Below are 1,537 nucleotides of genomic sequence, written 5' to 3' on the forward strand. Positions count from 1 at the left end.
TTTGACACTCCCCGGTCTGAAGACACGGGGATTCTTAAGACCACAATTTGAGTCTTAAAGGCGCTGACAAATCACCTCTACTGATTCCGCTTAGATCAAGTCCAAACATCATCGCTACTTTTCTGCCAATATTTGCAGCGCCGTTGCAATCTGCGTTAATCAGCCATCCTTGAGCCGTCCGGTACAGACCTCGCTTAACTCGTTTACCACTTGCTTGCCACCCTATCTCCTGCGGAGACGCTTCGCGAACGGGTTTTGCACCGAATGTAGGTAGCGAATCATTATCGACAAACGAAGCTTTAGACGAATACGATTCTTCCGTCTCCACAAATTTGATACCGTACTGCTCACAGAGTTGGGCAATTCTGTCTTTCAGTCTACCTGTGGGAATCTGTACAAACTTTTGGTTAGTTTTGCTTCCCATATTGGCAGAATCTTTCTGACCCTTGTTCCAGCCAAAAATAACTGTACCAATTTGGTTGTCTAAGCAATGTTTAATTACTTTTCTTGCAGCTTTGTTGATGGCATCTCGCATTTGTCGATTGCGTCTTTCGGACAAGCTTGCAAGTCGCTTAGACCAGTAGCCGTTAGCCTTTCCTTCCATCAAAAAAGCAACCCGTTTGTTGTATCCCTGATTGATAGATTTAAGATGCTTGCCATCAACGATAAAGCTAGTGCCAGTATTGCTTACGCAGGTTAGCCAGTTATCCACCCCGTGGTCAATTGACAAGCATTTAGCGAGGTTGACCTCTGCCTGAATGTTAACGGTTTTATAAACCAACTCCAGATAGAAGCAACCGTTACGGGGAAGAATCCGATACTCTCGAATTGTTTTGAAATCAAGGTTAGATGGCATTGGCAAGAAAAAAGAATCCAGTCCAAACCATGCTTTAACTTTACTCCCTAGCGGAAATCTGAGCATTCCATCTTTGAGCTTTACAGACCGTCCTGTAAACGTTACAAGTGCCATCCCACCTTGGCGGTATTTAGGCAATTTAGGACGCTGTGTAACCGTCCCTTTCTTAACGCCTTTCAGTAGTCCCAAAAAAGACTTAAAGGACTCTGCCACACCCGTTAGGATTTGTTGAGCAGTATCCGAGTAGAACGCTTGATAATGTAAATTCTGATTCTCAGTCCCTAAGACTTTGTGCAACTCAGCACGATTCGGAATTCTGCCAGTTTTGAAATACAACTGACGAGAATAGTAAATGCCGCAATTAGATAACTTTGAAGATTCAGAACAAAGAAATTCTAATACCGCCTTTAAGTCTTTATCTGGACTAATTAGAGTCTGTTGACAACCAAACATTTATTTAACCTCCTCTACTATAATAATACCATATTATTGCTCTGCGTTTAACTATGGCAACTAAAAAACATCCCATTCCTGCTTACCTAGATGAGTTTGAAAAACTGACTGCCATTGCGGCTAAATGGGGATGTAGTTTATCAGCGGCAATTAAGCGACTCATTAGAGAAAAAAGCGAATAAAAAGCCGCCCTAGAAGGACGGGGCTTCAGACCCAATTTTTTGGTGA

2 protein-coding genes are annotated in these 1,537 nt (G+C 42.7%); one reads left to right on the forward strand and one right to left on the reverse strand.

What is annotated here, in order from left to right; genetic code table 11:
- Positions 1 to 34: 34 nt before the first annotated feature.
- The gene (locus NJ959_RS29370) at positions 35 to 1,309 is read right to left on the reverse strand and encodes an RNA-guided endonuclease InsQ/TnpB family protein (protein WP_254015295.1); all 1,275 of its coding nucleotides are present in this window, start codon (positions 1,307 to 1,309) and stop codon (positions 35 to 37) included.
- Positions 1,310 to 1,362: 53 nt separating this feature from the next.
- On the opposite strand from NJ959_RS29370, the gene NJ959_RS30340 reads away from it, so the two are divergent.
- Entirely contained in the window at positions 1,363 to 1,491 is a 129-nt protein-coding gene (locus NJ959_RS30340; protein ID WP_256529976.1) for a hypothetical protein, read from the forward strand.
- Positions 1,492 to 1,537 lie beyond the last annotated feature (46 nt).

The organism is Limnofasciculus baicalensis BBK-W-15, assembly GCF_024178385.1.
GTDB classification, from domain to species: Bacteria; Cyanobacteriota; Cyanobacteriia; order Cyanobacteriales; family Coleofasciculaceae; genus Limnofasciculus; species Limnofasciculus baicalensis.